Genomic DNA, 19421 nt, shown 5'->3' with positions numbered 1-19421 from the left:
AAAAAGGCCAGGTGAAATCGAGCCGTGACAGGATCTAGTCTGGCAAAGAAAAGGGGCCCCGCATTGGGGCCCCTTCGATGTTCCGTATGGGAACGGCGTAATTACATCATGCCGCCCATGCCGCCCATGCCGCCCATATCGGGCATGCCGCCGCCAGCGCCCTTCGGCTCCGGCTTGTCGGCGACCATGGCTTCGGTGGTGATCAGGAGGCCGGCGATCGAAGCCGCGTCTTCCAGTGCCGTCCGGGTAACCTTGGCCGGGTCGATCACGCCGAACTTGAACATGTCGCCATATTCTTCGGTCTGAGCGTTGAAGCCAAAGTTCTTGTCCTTCGACTCGCGCACCTTGCCGGCCACGACAGCGCCATCGACACCGGCGTTTTCAGCGATCTGGCGCAGCGGCGCTTCCAGTGCGCGGCGGACGATCACAATGCCCGCATCCTGATCGGCATTCGCGCCCTTCAGGCCGTCAAGCGACTTGCCAGCCTGCACGAGTGCAACGCCGCCACCGACGATCACGCCTTCCTGAACGGCCGCACGGGTCGCGTTCAGCGCGTCATCGACGCGGTCCTTGCGCTCTTTCACTTCGACCTCGGTCATGCCGCCGACGCGGATTACAGCGACGCCACCGGCGAGCTTGGCAACACGCTCCTGCAGCTTCTCGCGATCGTAATCAGAGGTGGTTTCCTCGATCTGGGTGCGGATCTGGCTGACGCGGGCTTCAATCTCGGCCTTCTCACCGGCGCCATCGACGATGGTGGTGTTGTCCTTCGAGATCGAGACCTTCTTGGCGCGGCCGAGCATGTCCATGCCGACATTTTCAAGCTTCATGCCGAGGTCTTCCGAGATGACCTGACCGCCGGTCAGGATCGCGATGTCTTGCAGCATGGCCTTGCGGCGATCGCCGAAACCCGGCGCCTTGACGGCGGCGATCTTCAGGCCGCCACGCAGCTTGTTGACGACGAGCGTGGCGAGGGCTTCACCTTCCACGTCTTCCGCGATGATCAGAAGAGGCTTCTGCGACTGGATCACCTGCTCAAGCAGCGGAACCATCGGCTGAAGCGAGGACAGCTTCTTCTCGTGCAGCAGGATCATGCAGTCTTCGAGATCTGCAATCATCTTGTCCGGGTTGGTCACGAAGTAGGGCGACAGGTAGCCGCGGTCGAACTGCATGCCTTCGACGACTTCGGTTTCGGTCTCAAGACCCTTGTTCTCTTCGACGGTGATGACACCCTCGTTGCCGACCTTCTGCATCGCATCGGCGATCTGGCGGCCGATTTCGGCTTCGCCGTTGGCCGAGATGGTGCCGACCTGAGCGACTTCAGCCGAGTCCGAAACCGGACGGGCGGCAGCCTTGATCGCCTCGACGACCTTGGCGGTGGCGAGGTCGATGCCGCGCTTGAGGTCCATCGGGTTCATGCCGGCGGCAACCGATTTCATGCCTTCACGGACGATGGCCTGGGCCAGAACCGTGGCGGTGGTGGTGCCGTCACCGGCCTCGTCATTGGTGCGCGAAGCGACTTCCTTCACCATCTGCGCGCCCATGTTCTCGAACTTGTCCGAAAGCTCGATTTCCTTGGCGACGGTCACGCCGTCCTTGGTGATGCGGGGCGCACCGAAGGATTTGTCGATCACGACGTTGCGGCCTTTCGGGCCCAGCGTCACCTTCACCGCATCGGCGAGGATGTTGACGCCGCGCAGCATACGGTCGCGGGCATCGGTGTTGAACTTGACGTCCTTAGCAGCCATTTTGCTTGCTCCTGGTTGTCTGAGTGGATTTCGAAGTCAGCGGTGGTCTCAGGCGATGATGCCGAGAATGTCGCTTTCCTTCATGATCAGCATTTCGGTGCCGTCGACGGTCACTTCCGTGCCCGACCACTTGCCGAAAAGGATGCGGTCGCCGGCCTTGACCGACGGTGCGATCAGCTCGCCCGAATCCTTGCGCGCGCCTTCGCCAACGGCGACGACTTCGCCTTCGGCCGGTTTTTCCTTCGCGCTGTCGGGGATGATCAGACCGCCCTTGGTCTTTTCGTCGCTTTCCACGCGCTTGACCAGCACGCGGTCATGAAGCGGTTTGAATGCCATCTGGTAACTCTCCCTATGGGTTCCAGGTTTGAACAGGATTAGCACTCGCCTGAAGTGAGTGCTAACGGAGTGTAGTTAGGTCCCGTCCCGCCCCGAGTCAACTCCCGCATTGCGTAAAAATGCCACCCCGTCGGCATGGCTTTGCCTCAGGTGCCGTGCAAAGATGCCCGAACACTGGCCATTGAACCGCGCAAAGTGACAAGCACATGACACGAACCGCCATTTTCTGCTTCCTTTTGGTTTTTTCGGGCACCGCCGTCCATGCCGAATGCTCCGGCACCAGCCTTTTCCGGACCATGCCGCCGGAGGACCGGGCGGCGTTGGACGCTCGCGTGGCCGACCTGCCCTATGCACGCGGCAATTCCTGGATTGCCAGCCGTGGCGACGAGAGTGTCCGGCTCGTCGGCACCTATCATCTTGACGATCCGCGCCATGACGCGGTTTTCGACCGGTTGACGACGGATATCGACCGGGCGTCAGTCGTACTGGTCGAGGCAGGGCCAGAAGAAGAGGCACATCTGAAGTCTGAAATGACGAGTAATCCAGCCCTGCTGTTCAGGACCGAGGGCCCGACTTTGCCCGAGCAATTGCCCGAGGCGGATTGGCAGGCGCTCAATGTTGCAATGAACGCCCGCGGCGTTCCCGGTTTTCTCGTGGCCAAGATGCAGCCCTGGTACGTGTCGATGATGCTTGGCATCCCACCTTGCGCGATGGAAGAGGTCAATTCCGGCAAGAAAGGGCTCGATGCCCGCATCATTGACCACGCCGCGGAGAAAGGCATTCCGGTCCGGGCGCTCGAACCCTATGACACGATCTTCCATCTGTTCGCAGGAATGAGCGAGGATGCGAAGCTGGAGATGATCCGCGCCGGCCTTGCCATGGACGCACAGGCCGAAGACTACGGCGCGACGCTCTCGGAAGCGTATTTCGCCGAGGACGTGCGCCTGACATGGGAAATTGGTCGGCTCGCCTCATACAAACTGCCGGGCCAGACCCCGGAACAGGTGGATGCCGACATGGCCGAGATGGAAGAGGCCCTGATGTTCAGCCGCAACCGCGCCTGGATACCGGTGATCGAGGCCGCAGCGCAGGAGGGTCCGGTCTTTGCGGCCTTCGGCGCGCTGCACCTGTCGGGCGACGACGGCGTTCTGGCGCTTCTGGAACGCGAGGGGTTTACCATCGAGCGGGTGCCATTCTGAACCCGGCGCGATTCATCGGAGAGCCCCGCCCCGCGACCCGATGCCTCTGGTTCGTCCCCGTGACAAGCGCGGAAACAGCGCCTATAAGGCGCGCGATTTCAATTTCCCTGACGGATGACGCACATGATCAAGGTCTTCGGCCACAAATCCCCCGACACCGATTCCACCGGTTCGCCCATCATCTGGGCCTGGTACCTGACCGAGGTGAAGGGCACCCCCGCGACCCCAGTCCTGCTCGGCGAACCGAACACCGAAGCCGCCTTCGTGCTGAAGCACTGGGACCTGCCGAAGCCCGCGATCATCGCCGATGTTTCGGCGGGCGAGGATTGCGTGGTTGTGGACACCAACAATCCAGCCGAATTGCCCGGCTCGATCAATGACGCCAATGTTATCCAGATCATCGACCACCACCTTCTGGCCGGTGGCCTGAAGACCAAGGGACCGATCGACATCACCATCCGTCCGCTGGCCTGCACCGCGACGATCATGTTCGACTTGATGGGTGCGGATGCGGCGAAGATGCCCGAGAAGATCAAGGGTGCGATGCTGTCCTGCATCCTCTCCGACACGCTTGAATTCCGCTCGCCCACCACCACGCCGCATGACCGGGCAGTCGCCGAGACATTGGCAGGCGAGTTGGGGGTGTCGATTGCGGATTATGCCGCCGAACTTTTCGCCGCGAAATCCGATGTCTCCGCCTTCTCCGACGCCGAACTCCTTCGCATGGATTCGAAAGAATATAACGTCGCCGGCAAGGAACTGCGCGTTTCGGTGCTGGAGACGACCGCACCCAAGGTCGTTCTTGACCGCAAGGACAGCCTGATGGCCTCGATGGTCGATGTCGCGAAAGAGGATGGCGCCGATCAGGTGCTGCTGTTTGTTGTCGACATCCTGAAAGAGGAAGCGACGCTGCTGGTGCCGAACGATCTGGTGAAGCAGATGGCCGAAGCCTCCTTCGGCGCCAGCGTCAGCGGCGACACGGTCGTCCTGCCCGGCATCATGAGCCGCAAGAAACAGATCATCCCGGCGCTGAAACTTTAAGTGACCGGCAAACGTTGTGTTGGGGCGCCTCCGGGCGCCCTTACTTTTTCCGACCCCGGTCTGTAACAAGGCCCAAAGCAGAGGAGACGCCAATGGCCCGCATCGTCCAATCCCTTTCCGAAATCGGTGCCCAGTATGACGCGCTCTTTTGTGACCTCTGGGGCTGCGTGCATGACGGTCTGAGGCCCTTCCCCGCTGCAGTCGCGGCGCTTCAGGCCTACCGCGCGCAGGGCGGCAAGGTGGTTCTGGTCACCAACTCTCCCCGCCCTCGCGCCGGGGTGGCTGTGCAACTCGACCAGATCGGTGTGCCGCGCGACGCATGGGACACCATCGCCACGTCGGGCGATTCAGCCCGGTCGGCCATGTTTCGCGGCGTCGTCGGCCACAAGGTCCACTTCATCGGCAATCCCGAAACCGACAGTGGCTTTTTCGAGCCGCTGAGAATCCTCGACAATCCCGAGAAGATCGAGATCGTGCCGCTCGAAGAGGCCGAGGGCATCGTCTGCACCGGCCCGCGCGACCCGCTGGCTGATCCGTCCGTCTACCGGCCGGAGTTTCTTTACGCCAAGACCAAGGGGCTGAAACTCCTTTGCGCCAATCCCGACATCGTTGTCGACCGGGGTGAGCGCCGGGAGTGGTGTGCCGGGGCCCTGGCGCAACTTTACACCGAGATGGGCGGTGAGAGCCTTTACTTTGGCAAACCCCATCCGCCGATCTACGACCTCGCCCGACGGCGGCTGACAGCGCTGGACGGCAGGGTGATCGACGACAGCCGCATCCTCGCCGTCGGCGACGGAATCGGTACCGATATTAAGGGTGGAATGGGCGAAGGCATCGACACGCTCTTCATCACAGGCGGTCTTGAAGCGGCGCGTTTCGGTACGGATGTGGAAAGCCCCGATCCTGCAATGCTGGACGACTGGCTGCAGGGGGTGGAGATGGAACCGACCTACAATATCGGCCGCCTGCGATAGATTATGACCAGACAGCAACAATCTTTCGATCCAGAGCCGAAAACAGTTAAATAATTACCGACCGACATTGCGTGAGGGCCGCGCTTGTCTTATGCTGCACTGCAACATGAGCTTTCAGGATTCGGGATGATGCTGGATAACCAACCGCGCGGAACGATCTGTATCGAGGATCTGGAGATCGGGATGACCCGTTATCTTCAGAAGACGATCACCGACCGCGATATCGAGATGTTCGCCGAGGTCTCGACCGACCACAATCCGGTGCATCTGGACGACGATTATGCCCGCGATACGATCTTCGAGGGCCGCATCGCCCATGGCATGCTGACGGCGGGGCTTATTTCGGCGGTGATCGGCGAACAGCTTCCCGGCCATGGCACCGTCTATCTGGGTCAGAGCCTCAAATTCATGGCGCCCGTCCGCCCCGGAGACACGGTCTATGCCGAGGTCAAGGTTCTGGCCATTGATCACGCCCGTCGCCGCGTGACCCTTGAAACCCATTGCGCGGTGGGCGATACGGTCGTTCTGAAGGGCGAGGCGCTGGTACTGGCGCCAAGCCGCAAGTTCGACTGAAGCGGCGGGCGCTCCCGCCCGACGGGGGCCGATGCAGAGGCATTTCCACTGGACAGGATTGACGGATGCCGACCGGGGCGCTTCGGTCGCGATGGGCAATTTCGACGGCGTTCACCTTGGCCATCAGGCCGTGATCGGTCAGGCGCGCCGTCCCGGCGCATCCCTTGGCATCGTCACCTTCGAACCCCATCCACGCCAGTACTTCGCGCCAACTGCCCCTGCCTTCCGGCTAATGAACGCCGAGGCGCGGACCCACCGGCTGGAAAAGCTGGGCGTCGATCAGCTTTACGAACTGCCTTTTGACGAAGTCCTGTCGGGTATGACGGCAGAAGAATTCGTCAGCGATGTTCTGGTCGCCGGGCTTGGCGTCTCCCACGTCACGGTCGGGGCTGATTTCTGCTTCGGCAAGGGCCGCAAGGGCAATATCGACACATTGCGCCGCGCAGGTCAGGAACACGGGTTCAGCGTTACCATCGCCGAACTTGTGGCCTTCGAGGGTGTCGAGGTGTCCTCCACAGCGATCCGCACGGCTTTGGCCGAGGGTCGCCCGCGCGATGCCGCAGCAATGCTCGGCCACTGGCACCGGATCGAGGGCGAGGTGCTGCATGGCGACAAACGGGGCCGCGATCTGGGATTTCCGACCGCAAATATGGGTGTCGCCGGCCTACACCTGCCAAAGCTTGGTGTCTACGCGGTCAAGATCGACATTCTCACCGGCCCGCATCAGGGAACCTATGATGGCGCGGCGAGCCTTGGTGTGCGGCCCATGTTCGGGGAAAACACGCCCAATCTCGAAAGCTTCCTCTTCGATTTCGAAGGCGACCTCTACGGCGAACACCTGTCCGTCGCGCTGGTTGACTATCTGCGGCCCGAGATGAAATTCGACGGGTTGGACGCGCTGGTCACGCAGATGCAGGCCGACTGCGACAGGGCGCGGGAGATACTTGCTACAACCTGACACCGATTGACACATCGGCGCAAAGAAGAGAACGTATGGGGAACAAAAGGAAACCGATGCCTAATTCGACCGCCGTTTTCGCGCCGCTAACACACGACCTCGTGGCCGATTTCATACGGCTCTTTGGTCCGCAGGGGGCCTGTTACGGCTGCTGGTGCACGTATTTCCGGCTGCGCCCAAAAGAGCGGGCCGAGATGGTCGGGGACGACAAGCGCGCATTCATGGAGGCGCGCATCAGACGCGGCCCGCCGCCTGGGCTTCTCGCGTATCTCGACAGCGAACCTGTTGGCTGGATGCAGATCGGCCCACGCGCCGATGTGCCGGAGTGGAACAATCCGCGCCGCTCGACCACCCCGCTGCCGGACGGCCCCGCCGACGATCACGCAGTCTGGGCAATCTCGTGTTTCTTCTACGCGCGCCGCGTGCGCGGACAGGGCCTGTCACGGGCCTTCGTCGCCGAAGGCATCCGCTACGCAAAGGAAAACGGCGCGCGGATGCTGGAGGCGAGTCCCATCGATCAGGCCAAACACTCCAAGTCGGTCGGACTCTTCGTCGGCTCCACCTCCACCTTTCGCCATGCCGGGTTCGAGAAGGTCGCGCGCACCAAACCCGGGCGGCCGCTGATGCGGTTGATACTCTGACCCCTTCCCTTTTGCCTGCCGCTCCGCCAAAGTCGCGCGCCATGAAACACGACATCCCCCGCGACGGCCTCAGGCCCGAATTCTGGAAGCGCCCGCTTTCCTCGCTGACCCCGCGGGAGTGGGAGGCATTGTGCGACGGCTGCGGAAAATGCTGCCTGAACAAGCTGGAGGATGCCGATACCGGCGAGGTCTATTTCACCCGAATCTCGTGCCGCCTGCTTGACGATCAGACCTGCCGTTGCGGCCAGTACGAGAACCGCAAGACATTCGTCCCGGAATGCGTCGTGCTGACACCGAAGACGATCGGCAAGGTCGCCTACTGGATGCCGTCGACCTGCGCCTACCGGCTGCTTTATGAGGGCAAGGACCTTCCCGAATGGCATCCGCTGATCTCCGGCGACGCCGAGAGCGTCCATGAGGCCGGCCAGTCGATCCGGGGCTGGACCCTGCCGGAATTCGAAGTCCCCGAAGAGGACTGGGAAGACCATATCATCGAGGATCTGTGATGGAATTCGCCTCTGACAACGCCTCGGGCGCCGCGCCCGAGATCATCGACGCCGTGAGCCGGATCAATGCAGGCTATGCACCGTCATATGGCACCGATCCGGCGATGGAGCGTGTGCGCGGACTGATCCGCGAGACTTTCGAAGCGCCTCAGGCCGCCGTCCATCTGGTCGCCACTGGCACCACGGCCAATTCGCTGTCGCTCGCCTGCCTCTGCCCGCCCTGGGGCGCCGTCTATGCCCATGCCGAGGCGCATGTGGAGATGGACGAATGCGGCGCGCCGGAATTCTATATCGGTGGCGGCAAGATCGCCCGCATCGGCGGCAGGGATGGAAAGCTTGCCCCGGCCGACCTGCGTCGCGCGATCGAGAAGACTCCGCACGGCTTTGTCCATTCGGTTCAGCGCGGCGCGGTAACGCTGACCAATACGACCGAGGCAGGCACGGTTTACACAGCTGCCGAAATCGCCGCCCTGACCGCGGTCGCAAAGGAATATGGCCTGCCAACCCATCTCGACGGCGCGCGCTTTGCCAATGCGGTCGTTGCGACCGGGGCGACCCCTGCCGAGATGACGTGGAAAGCCGGCGTCGACATTCTGTCGTTCGGCGGCACCAAGAATGGCTGTCTCGGCGTCGAGGCGGTGGTGATCTTCGATCCAGCCAAGGCCTGGGAGTTCGAGTTGCGTCGCAAACGCGGCGGGCATCTCTTTTCCAAGCATCGCTATCTTTCGGCACAAATGGAGGCCTATCTGACCGACGGCTTGTGGCTGAAACTCGCGCAAACGGCGAACGTCCGCGCGGCGGCGCTGGAACAGGCGGTTCTGAAGATCCCCGGTGCCCGCCTGATGCATCCGCGCGAGGCGAATATCCTCTTCGCCTACCTGCCGCGCAGCATACATCGGCGCGCGATGGACGCCGGCGCGCGTTATTATCTCTGGCCGTTCGACCAATCACTGGAGGGGCCTGACGACAGTCCCGTCAGCGCCAGATTTGTCGCATCATGGTGCACGACCGAGGCAGAGATCGAGACCTTCGCGAGGCTTCTTGCCCGCTGAGTGCAGTGCCATCAAAGTGACCGAACACTTGGCAGTACTGGTCCTGATGGCCAATAAATCACCCTAGCGTCTTGCAGACTTGATCGCGTTCAGAACGGCAACGATCTCGCGGTCACGTTGGGCGGCCATCTCCTCGAAATGCCGCCCGGCAGCAATTTCATTGCAGCCATCCACCATGCGGTTGCGCAACTCCTGCGTCAGTTCGGGCGCTTCCAGCCGGGTCCAGGGCCATTTCAGTGCCGGTCCGAACTGGTCGAGATTGGTGGCCATGCCGCCCTCGCCGCAGGCGACATGAAAAGCCATGCACTGACCCTGCACCGCCATACGGGGTGCGGGACCGTTCATCAGGGCATTGTCGATATCCTCAGGCGTTGCCTCGCCATTGGCGACCATGTGAAGTGCTTCACGCCAAAGCGCCTCTTGCAGCCGGGTCGCGACAAAGCCAGGGATTTCCTTTTTCATGATCAGCGGCGCCTTGCCCGCGATCCGGTAGAATTCTGCCGCCCATTGGACTGCGGCTGGATCGGTCTGCTTGCCGCCAATGATCTCTACCAAAGGCAGCAGGTATGGCGGGTTGAACGGATGGCCGATAACGGTCCGTTCGGGCGTCGGGCAGTCCTTCTGGATATCCGTCATCATCAGGCCCGAAGTAGATGAGGCGATGACGCAGTCTTTTGGCGCGACCTCCCCCAGCCGACGGTAGAGCGCCTGTTTCAGATCCAGACGCTCCGGCGCGCTTTCCTGAATGAATTGGGCGTCCCGGACAGCGGCATCCAGATCGGTCGTCACTGTCAGCCGGTCCCGCGATGCGCCTTTGGCCAGACCCAGAGCCTCAAGGCTGATCCAGCCGGTGTCGATCACAGCCATGAGCGCCGCGCGCTCGGCGTCACCATGGATATAGGCGGTGACATCGTACCCGCGCGCCAGGAAATGTGCGGCCCAGCCGCCACCGATGGGCCCGGCGCCAAGCGTTGTGATGCGCGTTACGGAGGAGGGATCGGGATACATCTATTTCCCCTTGAATACGGGATCGCGACGTTCGACGAAGGCGGCGACACCTTCCTTGGCGTCTTCCGATGTCAGCATCTTGCGGTAGGTCGGCAAATCACCTGTCCGCATATGGGCGAAGGCGGCCTCAAGCGGCTTGCACTCAATCTCGCGCTGCACTTCCTTGACTGACTGCATAGCCAGCGGGGCCGACCACGCAATCTGGTCCGCCCATTCGCGGGCGGCGTCCATCAACTGGTCCTTCGGCACAACCTTGTTGATCAGTCCGTAATGGGCGGCCTCGTCGGCCTTCATGCGGCGGCCAAGAAGGAACATCTCCATCGCGATGTTGTGGGGGATGCGGCGCGGCAGGCGTTGCAGGGCACCGGCATCGGGGACGATGCCCAATGGCATCTCGGGCAGGCCAAATTCGACGTGCTCGGCGGCGATGATCAGGTCGCAGGACAGCGCGATCTCAAAACCCCCGCCGATGGCGAGGCCGTTCAGGGCGCAGATGACCGGCTTGTTCAGTTTCCAGTTCTCGGTCAGCCCGGCAAAGCCGCCATCGCCGTAATCCTCCTCCCACCAGTTATCGAGCTCCATCTCGCCCTTGTTCAGCGCCTTCAGGTCCCAGCCGGCGGAGAAGATCTTTTCACCAGCCCCGGTCAGGATCGCACACCAGAGCTCGGGGTCATCGCGCAGTTCGGCAAAGGCGCGGCCCATATCCTTGCTCATCTCGATATCGATGGCATTGACCTTGGGCTTGTTCAGCGTGACTTCCAAGACCCGCCCCCTGCGGGTGGTTTCGACATGGGACATGGGGTTTCCTTACGAGAATGCGGGGATGACTTCGTTGATGAACAGCTCAAGCGAGCGTTTCTGTTCCGGCAGGCCGAGGCCGAGGCTGGCGTAGTAGATGAACTCATCCACTCCGATTGCCTCATATTGCTTGAGCTTGGCGATCACCTCGTCGGGCGTGCCGAACATCAGGTTATTGTGCAGCATCTTCGGGTCGTATTCGGCGCGGTTGCCGAGGTCTTCGAAGGGGATCTGTTTCGGGAAACCGTCCTTCACATCGCCGAGATTCTTGAACAGGTTCTCGAACTGGCCAAGCTGACGCTGGGCGGCGCGGACCGGGACCATCCAGTCCTCTTTCCGGTCATAAAGGGCCGTGTGGCGCATCATCGCCATCACCGGGCGCTTGGCGCCGGGATGGGCCGCCATCGCATCGTTGAGGCGCCCCATATAGGTCTCGGCCTCGTCCATTCCCCGCGTCAGCGGCCAGGACATGATGTTGCAGCCCTCGCGCACCGCGTAATCATAGGTGATGGGGGCCCGGGCGGCGACCCAGACGGGCACCTCTTTCTGAACCGGCTTTGGCACGGCGGTGGAGGTCGGGAAGGACCAGAACTCGCCCTTGTGTTCGTAATCGCCTTTCCAGAGTTCCCGCACACAGGGCAGCATCTCCTGCATGTAGCGCCAGGCGTCGGACTGTTTCAGCCCCGGCGCCATGCGGTCAAACTCGCGCTGATAGGCGCCCGAGCCGATGCCAAACTCCAGCCGCCCGCCCGAGATGAGGTCGACGAAACCGGCCTCGCCGGCCAGCTTGATCGGGTGCCAGTAAGCGGCGACGGCAACGGCGGTGCCCAGGCGGATGTCATTTGTATGCTCGGCCCACCAGGCGAGGATCGAGAAGGGGTTGGGGGCGATGGTCATTTCCAGTGCGTGATGCTCGGCGGCCCAAACGATATTGAATCCGCCCCGGTCGGCCATCTGCACCATGTCAAGCGTGTGACGCGCGACATCCTTCATATCGAGCGATCCGTCCATCCGCTCCATGTTGATCGCCAGCTGGAATTTCATCCCGTCCCTCCCCGGATCCTGATCAATTGCAGTGTTCGCTGCTTATCTGACCGCAGGTATCGGAATTTCGACGCTGGACGCTTTTTTTCGCCACAGCCTCCATCGAGAAACGACGTCAGTGACCACCGGCGAACACATCGCTCGGGCCGGTTACCAACCCGTATCCTAATATTGCAAAAGCGGTCTCATCGGAGCGCGGCAGACAAAAAGCGCCAGCAGCCGGATAAAAGCAATGGATCCCTGCCCCCCGAAGAGGGAACGGACCCACTATACTTTTCCTAAGATTTGGCTCCGGCGGTAGGGATCGAACCTACGACCAATTGATTAACAGTCAACTGCTCTACCGCTGAGCTACGCCGGAACACCGGCGCGATATAGCAAGCACCGTCAGGGGCGTCCAGTGGGTATTGATACAAAAATTCGCTGCCCCTCACCGGATTGCGAAGCTGGCGCTGAACGATAGCTCTCCATCCGGCTGGACAAGATTTCTCTCTGTCAGGTCAATGAGATGAGCAAAGGTATTGCGCGCGGCCGCTCGCATCAGGGGCGCTGCTGTATCGGTGTAGACCCTGGCAGCGACAGTCGTGGCATCGGCCGGGCCATCAAGGAGCGCCTTGCGGATCGCCGCTTCGCGTTCACGGCGATGGATCATCAGCTCCGAAATCCGAGCCCTTGCATCCGGTATCGGGGCGCCGTGACCAGAATGCAGACGGCGTGGCGCAAGATCCGCCAGCTTGTCGAGCGACGCCATATAGGCCCGCATATCCCCATCGGGAGGCGATACCAGAGAAGAGGCCCACCCCATTACGTGATCGCCACTAAATATCACCTCACCCCATTGGAAACACATATGGTTTGCGAAATGCCCCGGTGTATGCCACGCCCTGAGCGCCCAATCGGGGCCGAATACCTCCTCGCCATCGGCGAGCACTTCGTCCGGTACGAATTGCGCATCCACCCCCTCGCCGCCTTCAAGCGTACCGGTGGCCGCCAGACGCTCCATCAACGGGGTACGCCCGGACAGCGCATCGCCGAAAGCCAGCACCGGAGCGCCGGTTGCGGTGGCGAGCGGCCGAGCCAAAGGCGAATGATCAAGATGAGCGTGGGTGACGAAAATATGGGCGATCGTCTCTCCCGGCGCAAGCGCGCCGAGAAGAGCGGAAAGATGCGCTGCATTGGCAGGTCCGGGATCGATCACGGCAACCTTGCCTTCACCAACGATGTAGCTGTTCGTCCCGTGGAGCGTCATCGGTGATGGGTTGGGCGCAATCACGCGCCGCAGCCCCGGCTCCAGCAGGTCAGACACGCCGTGGCCTATGGGGATTTTCCCGCCATCCGTCATCTTCCGCTTTTTCTCCCTGCATGGCGCCGCTAGGGTCGGCACATGATCTTCACCTGGACAAAGCGCTTTCTGCCACGGGGGCTTTACGGCCGGGCGGCGCTTATCCTCATCCTGCCTATCGTTATTATTCAGGCTGTCGTGTCCATAGCCTTCATTCAACGCCATTTCGAAGGCGTCACCCGGCAGATGACGCGCAATGTTGTCAACGAAATAGCATTTCTGGACGATCGCATGGCGGATGCGGTCGATCCGGTCGCAGCCGCGGCTGAACTTGAGGGCTACGGCACCGCATTGTCGATGGAATTCGTAATCCCTCCGCCGGCCGACGCACCGACCAAGGATACGCGGCTTTTTTATGACCTTTCAGGGCGGGTTGTCGTCGAGACATTGCGGCAGGCGTTTGACTCAATACGTGCGATCGATCTGACCAATCTGAGAGAAGTCAGATTGGTGATGGACGGGCCACACGGCGCTTTCGGAATCACCTTTGACCGGCGCCGCGTTTCGGCCAGCAACCCGCATCAGTTGCTCGTCCTGATGGTCGTCACAGGTCTTTTGATGACGCTTATCGCGGTTCTTTTTCTGCGCAATCAACTGCGCCCGATCCGGCGCTTGGCGCGGGCCGCCGAGGCATTCGGCAAGGGGCGCGTCCTGCCGTATCGGCCGACAGGCGCGATAGAGGTTCGTTCGGCAGGGAATGCCTTTCTCGACATGCGCGCACGGATCGAACGGCAGATCGAGCAACGAACGCTTCTTCTGTCCGGGGTGAGCCATGACCTCAGAACGCCATTGACCCGTCTCAAACTCAGCCTTTCCCTTCTGGACCCGGATCCGGAAGTCGACGCGATGAAACGGGATATCGCCGATATGGAGCGGCTTCTCGACGCGTTTCTGGCATTCGTTCGCGGCGACGCGTTGGAGGAAGAACCGGTGATGACCGACCCGGTTCCGTTCATCCGAACCGTCGTCGAGGATGCGCGACGGGCGGGTCAGGCGGTGACATTGCACAGCGTGAAAGGGTCGGGTCAGGCGCCGCTTCGGACCGATGCAATTCGGCGCGCGTTGGATAACCTGATCGGCAACGCCGTACGGTATGGCACGCGGGCGGAACTTTCGCTTGAGGTGCTCGATCGCTCAATCCGGATCACGGTCGAGGATGACGGTCCGGGGATCGCCCGGGAACGCCGGGACGAAGCGCTGAGACCGTTCACGCGGCTTGACGATTCGCGCAATCAGGATCGCGGCAGCGGTGTCGGCCTCGGACTGGCGATCACCGCAGACATTGCCCGCAGCCACGGTGGCACATTGCGGCTGCGCGACAGCGAACGTCTTGGCGGTTTGAAGGCGGAACTGGTCCTGGCACGCTAGGCAAATCAGCGCAGCCCCTGCGGATGCGACTGCAACCGGGTGGAACTCGGCATACCCACGGCTAAGTCGCGTCGTCCACGCTCGACAAACCGACCTGGGCGGGTTCATTGCGGGCGACGTTCATTGCAACGGACACGCAGGCGTCAGCTTTACCGCGCCGTCGCCTCTTTCAGAAAGGCGATCAGGTCAGCCCGATCCTCTGCCCCGGTTATCCGCTGCATCGGCATCTTTGACCCTGGAATGAAGTGATCCGGACCGAGGTCGAACAACTGATCCACAGTCTCGTCACTCCAGACGATATCCCCGCGGTCAAGCCGTTCGGAATAGGGATAGCCCGCCACCGACCCCGCCTTTCGCCCGAAAAGCCCGTGCAGCGTGGGCCCGGCCCGCCGCCCGCCATCGGGGCCGAGCGCGTGGCAGATGGAGCATTTGCGCTGGAACTGCCGCTCGCCGTTCGACATCTCTTCGGGCGGGGTCAGGAAGCTCTGTCCATCGTCCTCGATCTTCACCCCGTCGAGATCGTCGACCGGCCAGCTATACATCGCATTGTCCAGCCCACCGGCATGGATATTCGCCCCGTCAGGCGAAAAGGCCAAGGCCCAGACAGGCCCCTTCAGCGTCGCCCGGAAATCGTCGGCGATCCGCCATTCGTCCGTATCGAGCATCATTATGTATCCTTCGGCATCACCGACGGCGATCCGCTGCCTGCCTGCGTGATGCGCCAATGCCAGGATCGGTCGCCGGTCGAGCGTGTAGTCCCCGATCACCTCGCCCCCCGGCAGGGCCAGCACCCGTGTGCCGCCATCGACGGCGCCATAGGCGAGCCATGACCCGTCCGCCGCCATAGCCAATGCATTGACCCCGAAGCCGTGATGGACAAGCTGGCCAAGGGCTTCACCCGTATCCGTATTCCAGACCCGGATCGTCCCATCCGCCGAGGCCGTGTAAAGCCGCCGTCCATCGGGCGAGAACACCACGTCATTGACGCTGCCCCGGTGCCCCTCGATTACCGCAGGCGGGGCATCGCCTGCCAGGGGCCAGATCCGCGCCGTCCCGTCCCAACTGGCCGAGGCAACCCGTGAGCCATCGGGCGATAGTGCGAGCCGCACCACCTTTCCAAGATGACGGCCGAGGACATGCCCCCCGTCGCCATCCCAGAGCCGCAAGGAAAAATCATCCCCGGCCGAAACGGCCCTCCCCTCACCCAGATAGACCACGGCGTTGACAGCCGCCTCGTGGCCCTCCAGCCATTCAGGCACTCCTCCCTGCCAGACCCCCACTGAATTGTCGAAACTCGCGGTCACGATGGTGCCGTCCTCGCCCACCGCGATCCCCTTGACGGGGCCGCCATGACCCTTGAGCGTGAAGAAATCCTGCGCGGAGGCGCAGCCGAGCGTGGCGGTCCACAGGACCGCCGCCAAGACGCCGCAGGTTTCACCCCTTCGCCACATGGCCGGACAGCCCCCGAGCTTCGCGCTGCCAGCAAGTATAGCTGCATCCCCGCCCGTCCGGTCAATCCTGCGCCGCACCGGGCTTGTCCTTCATCAGCGGAAAGGCGAAGCTTTGCTTGACCACGCGCGAGGAGAGGCACTGTCATGATCCCGGTTTTCGACGGCCACAACGACTTCCTCCTGCGTCTTCTGGACAATCCCCAAGACCGTGAAACCATTTGGCTCAAGGGCAATGGCAAGGGCCATCTCGACCTGCCTCGGATGAAGGCAGGCGGCTTCGCGGGCGGGTTCTTCGCAGTCTACATCCCGTCTCATGACGAGGACGACACGACGGACTACGAAGCGCTGATGAACAATCCGCCCTACGACCTCGACCTGCCGAAACCCATCGGCGCGGCGGTGGCGCAGCCGGTCGCGGCCGCCAAGATCGGGCATCTGATGTGGATGGAACGGACCGGAAAATTGACCATCTGCCGCAGCGTTGCGGATATCCGCGCCGCGATGGCGGCGGGGCGCATCGCCGCCATCCTGCATTTCGAAGGGGCAGAAGCCGTTGGCGAGGATCTCGACGCGCTGCACGTGTGGCATGGCGTGGGTCTCCGTTCGGTCGGGCCGGTCTGGTCGCGGCCGACGATCTTCGGTCATGGTGTTCCGTTCCGTTTCCCCGGCTCGCCCGATACCGGCGATGGACTGACCGAGACGGGAAAGCGGCTCATCAGGGAATGCAACGCGCTGAAGATCATGATCGACCTCAGCCATCTGAACGAAAAGGGCTTCAACGACATCGCCGCGATCTCGGATGCGCCCCTCGTCGCCACCCATTCCAACGCCTACGCCGTCACCCCGTCCACCCGCAACCTGACGGACCGCCAGCTCGCGATGATCCGGGAAAGCGACGGTATGGTCGGCCTCAACTTCGGCACGGTTTTTCTGAATCCGGACGGCAGGAATACCTCCTTCGAGGGCTGGGACCCGCTGCTGCGGCATCTCGACCATCTTGTGGAACATCTCGGTGAAACCCGCGTCGGATTTGGTTCGGATTTCGATGGGGTGTCCGTGCCAAAGGCACTTGGCGATGCGGCGGGCCTGCCCCGTCTGATCGAAGCACTAAAGGCGCATGGCTATGACGAGGCCCTGATCACGAGGATCGCGCATGAAAACTGGCTTAGGGTGCTTGAACGGACATGGGGCGGATGAGCCTGCCAATTCTCGACAATCCAGCTGCGCGCAGGCTGTTTCTGCACCGACACGCGCTGATCGAGCCGCCGACGGGACCGGCGAAGGGCGATGACCTTCTGTCGCTCATCCACCGGCTGGGTTTCGTGCAGGTCGACAGCATCAACACGGTCGAACGCGCGCATCACATGATCCTCTGGTCGCGGCGGCAGAGCTACCGGCCAAGAAACCTCGCGGTCCTTCTGGAAAAGGACCGCTCGCTTTTCGAACACTGGACCCATGATGCCTCGGTCATTCCGGCCGATTTCTTTCCCTATTGGAAACTGCGCTTTAGCCGCGATGCCGCCCGCATCCGCGCCCGCTGGGCCAATTGGCACGGATCGGAGTTTCACGCCAAGATCGAGGATGTGCGGGCCCATGTGCGTGAAAACGGCTGTTGCGGGTCAGGCGATGTGGGCGAGGACGAGAAGCGTGGCAAAGGCGGCTGGTGGGAATGGCACCCGTCTAAAACGGCACTCGAATATCTCTGGCGGTCTGGGGAATTGTCGATCTGCCACCGAAAAAACTTCGCCAAGATCTACGACCTGACGGAACGCGTCCTGCCCGACCACCACGCCCTGCCGAGTCCGGGTGAAGCTGAGACCGTGGACTGGGCCTGCAACGCGGCACTCGACCGGCTGGGATTTGCGACATCGGGTGAAATCGCGGCGTTCTTGGACCTGATCACACCGGTCGAGGCCAAGGACTGGTGCGCTTCGGCACTGAAACGCGGCGAAATCGAAGAAATCCAGATCGAAGGCGCTGAGGGCGCGTTGCGCCGCTCCTTCGCCCGGCCCGGCCTTGCTGAAGAGGCGACGACGGTGCCGGAGCCGCCAAACCGCATCCGCATCCTGTCGCCTTTCGATCCGGCTCTGCGCGACCGCAAAAGGGCCGAGCGGCTCTTCGGCTTCTACTACCGGATCGAGGTTTTCGTGCCGGAGCCCAAGCGGCAATACGGCTACTACGTCTTCCCGGTGATGGAGCGCGACCGGCTGATCGGCCGGATCGACGCGAAGTGCCAGCGGGGGGAAGGTGTGCTTGCCATCCGCGCGTTCTGGCCGGAACCGGGCATCAGCATGGGCGCAGGACGATTGGCGCGGCTTGAGGCGGAACTCACCCGCCTCGGCCAGTTCACCGATTGCCGCAACCTCAGCTTCGCCGACGGGTGGCTGCGCGGCTGAGTGCCCGAAACCGACGCCAAACGAGGTCGGCAACGGAACAGACGCAGCGCCCGCCCACCGCCCAGTCTGCGCCCAAAGGGAGGCGCGGATGGAACGGGAAATCAGCTACCGGACGGGCGTCGGGCTCGTGCTGTTCGCCGCCGTGCTCTGGTCGCTCATGGGGCTCGCGATCCGCATGTTGGGCGATGCAGGAACCTGGCAGGTGCTCTTTTACCGCTCGCTCGGCATGGCCCCGGTCCTGTTTCTGACGGTCACGATCCGATCGGGCGGCCATCCTATCGCCCGGATCCGCACGGCAGGCCTGCCCGGTGTGATCGGCGGCACGGGGCTCGTCTTCGCCTTCGCGGGCGCGATCTATGCGATTCAGGCCACCACGGTCGCCAATGCCGTCTTCCTCTTCGCCGCAGCACCCCTCTTCACCGCCATCATGGCCTGGCTCGTACTGAAGGAACCGGTACGCCGCGCCACCTGGGGCGCCATCGCACTCGCCGGGATCGGCATGTTCGTGATGGTGCGCGAGGGGCTCGCCATCGGCGCGGGCTGGGGCAACCTTGCGGCCATCGCTTCGGCTGCGGGGTTTTCGGCCTTCACCATCGCCCTGCGCTGGGGCCGGGTCGCCAACATGCTGCCGTCAGTCCTGATCGGCGGGGTCCTGTCAGTGATCGTCGCAGGTGCCGTCATCGCCGCGCGCGGTGAAAGCTTCGCCCTGCCCCCCCGCTCCATCGCCATCGCGATGTTGATGGGGGCCGCCCTTCTGGCTTTGGGCCTGTCGATCTACACCGTCGGCAGCCGGGTGGTCGGGGCAGCCGAGCTTGGCCTTCTGGCCATGGTCGAGGTGATGCTGGCTCCGGTCTGGGTCTGGCTGATCCTCGCCGAAAGCGCAAGCACCGGAACCTTCGTCGGCGGAGCCATCCTGCTTGCCGCCATTGCCTTCAATGCCGCCACCGGCATGCGCCACAGACCGCCTGCCATAACTACATAGAACC

19 protein-coding genes and 1 tRNA gene are annotated in these 19421 nt (G+C 62.5%); 12 read left to right on the top strand and 8 right to left on the bottom strand.

The window, feature by feature from the left end; all coding sequences use genetic code 11:
• Nucleotides 1-101: 101 nt before the first annotated feature.
• Nucleotides 102-1748 (bottom strand): chaperonin GroEL, encoded by a 1647-nt coding sequence (gene groL / locus QKW60_RS09380; protein ID WP_282368256.1) that lies wholly within the window; start codon nt 1746-1748, stop codon nt 102-104.
• A 48-nt stretch (nt 1749-1796) separates the two neighbouring features.
• On the bottom strand, nt 1797-2084 hold the full coding sequence (gene groES, locus QKW60_RS09375; protein ID WP_105513761.1) for a co-chaperone GroES: 288 nt from the start codon (nt 2082-2084) through the stop codon (nt 1797-1799).
• Nucleotides 2085-2290: 206 nt separating this feature from the next.
• Between groES and QKW60_RS09370 the strand changes: the two genes are divergently transcribed.
• The 8 genes from QKW60_RS09370 (at nt 2291) to QKW60_RS09335 (ending at nt 9028) form a co-directional block, all read left to right on the top strand.
• Nucleotides 2291-3283: a TraB/GumN family protein gene (locus QKW60_RS09370; RefSeq protein ID WP_282368248.1), complete on the top strand. Its 993-nt coding sequence runs from the start codon at nt 2291-2293 to the stop codon at nt 3281-3283.
• 123 nt (nt 3284-3406) lie between these two features.
• Entirely contained in the window at nt 3407-4324 is a 918-nt protein-coding gene (locus QKW60_RS09365) for a manganese-dependent inorganic pyrophosphatase (RefSeq protein ID WP_419762668.1), read from the top strand.
• 92 nt (nt 4325-4416) lie between these two features.
• Complete coding sequence (locus QKW60_RS09360) at nt 4417-5298, top strand: TIGR01459 family HAD-type hydrolase (RefSeq protein WP_282368246.1); 882 nt, start codon at nt 4417-4419, stop codon at nt 5296-5298.
• Nucleotides 5299-5427: 129 nt separating this feature from the next.
• The gene (locus QKW60_RS09355) at nt 5428-5871 is read left to right on the top strand and encodes a MaoC family dehydratase (protein ID WP_282368245.1); all 444 of its coding nucleotides are present in this window, start codon (nt 5428-5430) and stop codon (nt 5869-5871) included.
• A 31-nt stretch (nt 5872-5902) separates the two neighbouring features.
• Nucleotides 5903-6829, top strand: coding sequence for a bifunctional riboflavin kinase/FAD synthetase (locus QKW60_RS09350; protein ID WP_282368244.1), 927 nt, complete (start codon nt 5903-5905; stop codon nt 6827-6829).
• A gap of 56 nt (nt 6830-6885) precedes the next feature.
• Nucleotides 6886-7470, top strand: a complete 585-nt coding sequence (locus tag QKW60_RS09345; RefSeq protein ID WP_282368242.1) for a GNAT family N-acetyltransferase — start codon at nt 6886-6888, stop codon at nt 7468-7470.
• 41 nt (nt 7471-7511) lie between these two features.
• The gene (locus QKW60_RS09340) at nt 7512-7976 is read left to right on the top strand and encodes a YcgN family cysteine cluster protein (RefSeq protein ID WP_282368240.1); all 465 of its coding nucleotides are present in this window, start codon (nt 7512-7514) and stop codon (nt 7974-7976) included.
• A complete protein-coding gene (locus tag QKW60_RS09335; RefSeq protein WP_282368239.1) occupies nt 7976-9028 on the top strand; it encodes a threonine aldolase family protein in 1053 nt (350 codons plus the stop codon). The genes QKW60_RS09340 and QKW60_RS09335 overlap by 1 nt, the downstream gene beginning before the upstream one ends.
• A 63-nt stretch (nt 9029-9091) precedes the next feature.
• Here the strand turns inward: QKW60_RS09335 and QKW60_RS09330 are convergent, their stop codons facing one another.
• The 5 genes from QKW60_RS09330 to QKW60_RS09310 form a co-directional block, all read right to left on the bottom strand.
• The gene (locus tag QKW60_RS09330) at nt 9092-10036 is read right to left on the bottom strand and encodes a 3-hydroxyacyl-CoA dehydrogenase NAD-binding domain-containing protein (protein WP_282368237.1); all 945 of its coding nucleotides are present in this window, start codon (nt 10034-10036) and stop codon (nt 9092-9094) included.
• Nucleotides 10037-10834 (bottom strand): carnitinyl-CoA dehydratase, encoded by a 798-nt coding sequence (locus QKW60_RS09325; RefSeq protein WP_282368235.1) that lies wholly within the window; start codon nt 10832-10834, stop codon nt 10037-10039.
• A 9-nt stretch (nt 10835-10843) separates the two neighbouring features.
• Complete coding sequence (locus QKW60_RS09320; protein WP_282368233.1) at nt 10844-11878, bottom strand: LLM class flavin-dependent oxidoreductase; 1035 nt, start codon at nt 11876-11878, stop codon at nt 10844-10846.
• Nucleotides 11879-12164: 286 nt separating this feature from the next.
• A tRNA-Asn gene (locus QKW60_RS09315) sits at nt 12165-12239 on the bottom strand.
• 69 nt (nt 12240-12308) lie between these two features.
• Nucleotides 12309-13220, bottom strand: coding sequence for an MBL fold metallo-hydrolase (locus QKW60_RS09310; protein WP_282368231.1), 912 nt, complete (start codon nt 13218-13220; stop codon nt 12309-12311).
• A 42-nt stretch (nt 13221-13262) separates the two neighbouring features.
• Here QKW60_RS09310 and QKW60_RS09305 point away from each other — a divergent pair, with 42 nt between their 5' ends.
• Nucleotides 13263-14588, top strand: coding sequence for an ATP-binding protein (locus QKW60_RS09305; RefSeq protein ID WP_282368229.1), 1326 nt, complete (start codon nt 13263-13265; stop codon nt 14586-14588).
• Nucleotides 14589-14737: 149 nt separating this feature from the next.
• Here the strand turns inward: QKW60_RS09305 and QKW60_RS09300 are convergent, their stop codons facing one another.
• Nucleotides 14738-16039 carry a c-type cytochrome gene (locus QKW60_RS09300; RefSeq protein ID WP_419762674.1) on the bottom strand — a complete coding sequence of 434 codons (1302 nt, stop codon included), beginning with the start codon at nt 16037-16039 and terminating at the stop codon, nt 14738-14740.
• Between the two features lie 144 nt (nt 16040-16183).
• On the opposite strand from QKW60_RS09300, the gene QKW60_RS09295 reads away from it, so the two are divergent.
• The 3 genes from QKW60_RS09295 to QKW60_RS09285 all read left to right on the top strand — a co-directional run bounded on the left by QKW60_RS09295 (nt 16184) and on the right by QKW60_RS09285 (nt 19417).
• Nucleotides 16184-17236: a dipeptidase gene (locus tag QKW60_RS09295; protein ID WP_282368225.1), complete on the top strand. Its 1053-nt coding sequence runs from the start codon at nt 16184-16186 to the stop codon at nt 17234-17236.
• On the top strand, nt 17233-18435 hold the full coding sequence (locus QKW60_RS09290; RefSeq protein WP_282368223.1) for a winged helix-turn-helix domain-containing protein: 1203 nt from the start codon (nt 17233-17235) through the stop codon (nt 18433-18435). The genes QKW60_RS09295 and QKW60_RS09290 overlap by 4 nt, the downstream gene beginning before the upstream one ends.
• Nucleotides 18436-18523: 88 nt before the next feature.
• Complete coding sequence (locus QKW60_RS09285; RefSeq protein ID WP_282368221.1) at nt 18524-19417, top strand: DMT family transporter; 894 nt, start codon at nt 18524-18526, stop codon at nt 19415-19417.
• Nucleotides 19418-19421 lie beyond the last annotated feature (4 nt).

The organism is Albidovulum aestuarii (assembly GCF_029961185.1).
Classification (GTDB): Bacteria; Pseudomonadota; Alphaproteobacteria; order Rhodobacterales; family Rhodobacteraceae; genus Albidovulum; species Albidovulum aestuarii.
The sequence above is the reverse complement of the archived record's forward strand: the minus strand, read 5'-3'. Positions and strand labels throughout refer to the sequence as shown.